Here is a 4,557-nt window from a genome sequence, read left to right as displayed (position 1 = left end):
GCTTCATCGAGCATGAGGCCTACAAAGACACCGCCCTCGTCATCCCCGCCCTGCGCGAACTCCACTACGTCACCCACTACGATCCACAGTGATCGGCGCCGGCGGGCCGACCAACGAGCGATCTAACCATCAAGTCGATTTCGGGAAAGTGCCTTGGCGCACCGCTTACCAATCTATAGAGAGGAATGCAGCCTAAAATGCCACAATATGATCGGCGCGCGAGCCCTAAAAGCGGCGCCAGCCGTTGATTTCTGTTTCATATTTCCAAAAGCCGCAAAGGAGCCAATAGGTGGAGATTATCCCGTCTGATCAAGAGAACATCCTCATCGGCATTCGTCCGATAGAACGCGCCGACGAGGACGCCTTGCTTTCTTCCGAAGTTGCCGTACTAAGACACGCTGTTGCCAAAGTCCGTCGCCAAAGCGGTGCCGCTAGAATAATTGCTCGGACACTTCTTGGCGAACTGGGATTTCCACCGACGCCTATTCCAAAGACACATTCTGGTGTTCCGACATGGCCAGCCGGCATTGTTGGATCTTTGGCTCATCACGGTACAGTAGCAGCAGCTGCCATTGCAGAGAAGAGAAGGGTTGCAGCGCTTGGTATCGACATAGAACCTAATGAACCTCTGCCGGAGGACTTAATCGAAATGATTGCTACCCCGCGCGAGCAACGGATGTACGGCTTACGGCTGCTCCAGCGGCGAGATCTGTTTGTTTTGAAGGAGGCCGTGTATAAAGCCTACTTTCCACTATATATGGCTTTTCTTGAATTCCAGGATGTTGAAATCGATATTCACACCCGACTTGGATATGTTCCGAGGTCAAATTGCACATTTTTATTGGAGTTACATACTTCCGATAATGTAATCGGTTTAGCATATTCGCTGCCAGAGCGGATGTAAGCTAAACTCTGCTCAGTAGCCATCAGTCCACCACTCCTTCCTGTAGATGTCATACAATTCGTGTCGCCGCGTTCCCTCGAACGTTTCGATCCATTGATATTGCACGGCTTGCCTTCCGACATCTAAGCGCGAGCTAGGGAGGCCAAGTTAAGACATAATGTCCAAAAGCCCGCAATGGGTTTCTGCAATGGGTGGCGAGCAGACCTCCCACGCAAGTCTCCTTGGCAAGAACAGAGAGAAATCCGCGCACAGGGTCTGTAGATCCGTGCACGGACCCAGACCGCGTCCTGGGGTGGTTGCGCGGCAGTCGATCACTCGACTGCGATCAGCCCAGAGCTAGACTCTGCAACTGAAGGGCGTTCGACCAGCCTGACCAACCTCAACGCGGAAGAGGTTGCCGGACTCGGGAAATCGAAGAAGTTCATCAGACGATTGCCTGGCTCGCCGTGAGGTTATGAACAGTGCTCTCAGATCTTCGCCGCCAAGTGCCACACAGGTCGGCGCCATAGTCGGCATATCCACGCGATCTGTGAGGTGGCCGTTTCGATCGATACGGACGACACAGCCGCCTCGTAGCCTGGCGCTCCAGTAGCCCCCTTCAATGTCCACGGTGGCGCCATCAGGCGATCCGGGGGCAATGTTCGGGCCTGCCAGCGGGCCTATCTCGGCAAGACCCGCAAATTGCGGAGCCACGGCGAAACGCCGGATGGTGCCTTCCGTTGTATCGGTGAAGTACATGATCCGGCCGTCGGGCGAAAATGCCAGTCCGTTGGCGGCCGCTACGCCGCTGAAGAGTTTAATGACCTCGCCATTGGACGCAATGCGATAGACGCCTCCGACTGGCTCACGGGTCTGTTCATTGTATGTGCCCAAGACGATCCCACCGTAGGGGTCGATCGCGGCGTCGTTGACACGGGTTTGCGCAAGATGCGGCTCGATTTCGGCCACTTGGGAGAAGTCGGTGAAGGTTGGGTCCGTGATGACTATAGACTTAGGAAAGCCGAGCACGAAGCCACCACGCGCGCGTGGAAAGACGAACGCCGCACGACTGGGAAGCTGCCGCACAGCCGCAACTTTCCCGTTGTCGTCCCAGCGGAACACGCACTTTCCTTCAATGTCAGTCCACCAAAGGCTCTGGTCCAATGCGTTCCAGTTGCATCCTTCGCCCAGGAGGTTGTGGCAATCGAACGCCGCGCGCGCGTGATGGAGCCGCATTCACTTTGCGCTCTGCATATTCCGGGTCCGAAGTTCGGCAGGATCGACAGCGAAGGGTTCGAGTTTTTCGTGATCGAACACCACCCCATGTCCGGGTGTTTCAAATGGAAAGGCCACTCCGTTCTCCAGGCGAAGTTCCGCCTGAAGTACGCCCATTTCGGAGAAGCTCCCGCCGTGTACGCATTCGAGAATGTCCGCGTTGTCGATTGCACACATCAATGCGACGGAGAGTTCGGACATGTAGTGGGGCGCCATGGTGCGGTGGAAGGACGCTGACAGATTGGCGATCTTCAGCCACTCGCTGATACCTCCGACGCGGCATACGTCCGCTTGGACGATGTCGACGGCGTTGGCCTGGAGATAATCGGCAAACTGATGCCGCGTATATAGGCTCTCGCCGACCGCAATGGGCAGCGCTACGAAGCCGCGTAGGTCGGCGTGACCGCGAATATCCTCGGCATGGAGAGGCTCTTCGATCCAGCCAAGACCGAACGTCGCGAGTTTCTGCAGTCGGATCATGCAGTCGGCGACATTCCAGCGCTGATTAGCATCGACGAACAGTCGTCGCGTGGGGCCGATCAGTTTCTTCACGGCTACGATACGGTCGAGATCTTCTTCCGCATCGTCCCGACCGATTTTTATCTTCACCGCATTGTGCCCCTGCGCCAGGAACTTATCTACCTGGTCGAGAAGAGCGTCGCTGTCGAGGAAGAGGTCAATGCCACTGCCATAGGTGCGGATGCTTTCGCGCCGCGCGCCCAGCAGACGGTGTAATGGAACGTTGTACCACTTGGCCGAAATATCCCAAAGCGCGATGTCGATCGCGCCCAATGCGAGGGTGTTGATGCCCCCGGTGCCGCTGCGGTGCAATTGGCCATAGAGGAACGACCAAAGTCGTTCGATCTGCCGCGGATCTTGTCCGAAAAGCATCGATCGGCAATAATCATCGATCAGGGCGAGGATGGCACTTCCGCCAATCCCTGTCGTATAGGCAAAGCCCTCGCCGACGATCCCAGCGTCTGTGGTCACGCGGGTGATGATGAATTCGAGGTTCGCGACGCGGTGTGTGGCGTCCTCCCAAGAGACCGTCGGCGGGATGTGATAGAGACGCGAGGCGACATCGATGATTTTCAAGGCACGGTCCTCCCCGCCATCGCGAGAACTTCGGGGTTCGACAGATTGCCAGGCTTGCCGGCCAAAAGCCGCTGCAGGTTTTGCACAATGCTGCGGGTGTGACGTACACGCATCTCTTCGGTCCACGCGGCGATATGAGGCGTCGCAAGGACGCGCGGATGAGTAACAAGCGGATCCCTCGCCGAAGGCGGCTCCGTATCAAAGACGTCTAGCGCGGCCCCAGCGATCTGTTCGCGATCCAAGGCCTTTAGTAGCGCGCCAGTGTCGATAAGGCCTGCCCGACCTGTGTTGATGAGATACGCGCCGCGCCCCATCCGATCGAGCTGGTCTGCGCCGATCATGCCGCGCGTTTGTGTGCTGAGCCGCGCGTGCAAGGTTACAATTGCCGAGCGTCCCAGAAGTTCGTCGAGTGAGACCGGTTCGACCCCGAGTGTTCTTAACTCGGCGCTATCGACATAAGGATCGTGGACGATAGTGCTCATGCCAAAGCCGGAAAACTTTTCGGCGACCGCACGACCGATTGCCCCAAAGCCGACGATACCGAGTGTGCGACCATGCAGCTCGATGCCCGTGAATGCGAGTTGCGGAGAACTCGCGCCGCGACCCCATACCGTACCACGAAAAAAGTCCTCTCCGGCGTCGAAGTCGGGCGAGCGGGACCTAATCCATGCACCGGCAGGGATGAGGTGGCGAGTAAGCCCCAGCGCGAGAGCAACCGTGAACTCTGCAACCCCGTGATCGGTTCGCCCGAGAGTGTGTACTACAGCGATCCCCCGCGCCGTGGCGGCCGCCACATCGATGTTCGCTTGCGGGGCCGAGCGTACTGATAAGATGACGCGAAGCCGTGGTGCGGCAGCCAATAGCGCTTCGTCAAAACACTCATATCCCGCTATCACGACCTCAGCTTCAGCGATTGCGTCCATTAGCGGCTTGCGATCACAGAACCACTCGCCGGCTGCCCAGCCGAGCAAATTAAGCTCGCTGATTTCGCGGAGCGAGGCGATGCCTTCCGGGCTAAGATCTGCTGTCGCCAGGACGAGAGGTCGGCCACTAATCAATCTGATGGCGTCGGTGCTGCTAGGCATCGAGGAGATAAACCGGATGATCGGAATCTTCGCCGTGCGCGGCAACGACCGGAACAATTGTAGATTCATTGATGCGCGCACAGAACTCCACGTCGTTCTGCCGGCAGTTGCCGATGAAGCGGCGACCGGTCATCGAGCCCAATAACACCTTCACGGCACTATCTTGCGAGATTGTGAAGCCGTGAGCGACCGACGCGGAGTCGTCCAGTTCAACAGCGT

5 protein-coding genes are annotated in these 4,557 nt (G+C 57.6%); 1 reads left to right on the top strand and 4 read right to left on the bottom strand.

Going from position 1 to position 4,557, the window contains the following annotated elements; all coding sequences use genetic code 11:
• The first annotated feature begins 289 nt into the window (after positions 1 to 289).
• Positions 290 to 904, top strand: a complete 615-nt coding sequence (locus tag NKH52_RS35085) for a 4'-phosphopantetheinyl transferase family protein (RefSeq protein ID WP_352658109.1) — start codon at positions 290 to 292, stop codon at positions 902 to 904.
• A gap of 336 nt (positions 905 to 1,240) precedes the next feature.
• Here NKH52_RS35085 and NKH52_RS35080 read toward each other — a convergent pair whose 3' ends face one another.
• The 4 genes from NKH52_RS35080 to NKH52_RS35065 form a co-directional block, all read right to left on the bottom strand.
• Positions 1,241 to 2,119: an SMP-30/gluconolactonase/LRE family protein gene (locus NKH52_RS35080; RefSeq protein WP_292615616.1), complete on the bottom strand. Its 879-nt coding sequence runs from the start codon at positions 2,117 to 2,119 to the stop codon at positions 1,241 to 1,243.
• The gene (locus NKH52_RS35075) at positions 2,120 to 3,253 is read right to left on the bottom strand and encodes a mandelate racemase/muconate lactonizing enzyme family protein (RefSeq protein WP_352658112.1); all 1,134 of its coding nucleotides are present in this window, start codon (positions 3,251 to 3,253) and stop codon (positions 2,120 to 2,122) included.
• On the bottom strand, positions 3,250 to 4,407 hold the full coding sequence (locus tag NKH52_RS35070) for an NAD(P)-dependent oxidoreductase (protein WP_352736090.1): 1,158 nt from the start codon (positions 4,405 to 4,407) through the stop codon (positions 3,250 to 3,252). Before NKH52_RS35070 ends, NKH52_RS35075 begins: the two co-directional genes overlap by 4 nt.
• On the bottom strand, positions 4,331 to 4,557 hold a 227-nt coding region (locus tag NKH52_RS35065), incomplete at its 5' end, for a 2-phosphosulfolactate phosphatase (protein ID WP_352736088.1). The genes NKH52_RS35065 and NKH52_RS35070, both read right to left, overlap by 77 nt.

It is taken from the genome of Mesorhizobium sp. M1066 (assembly GCF_040318635.1).
Classification (GTDB): Bacteria; Pseudomonadota; Alphaproteobacteria; order Rhizobiales; family Rhizobiaceae; genus Mesorhizobium.
This window is presented reverse-complemented; position numbering and strand designations above follow the sequence as displayed.

Coding starts and splice junctions, on each gene's coding strand:
- NKH52_RS35070 (WP_352736090.1), bottom strand. CDS start 4,407: ATGAATCTACAATTGTTCCGGTCGTTGCCGCGCACGGCGAAGATTCCG.
- NKH52_RS35080 (WP_292615616.1), bottom strand. CDS start 2,119: ATGCGGCTCCATCACGCGCGCGCGGCGTTCGATTGCCACAACCTCCTG.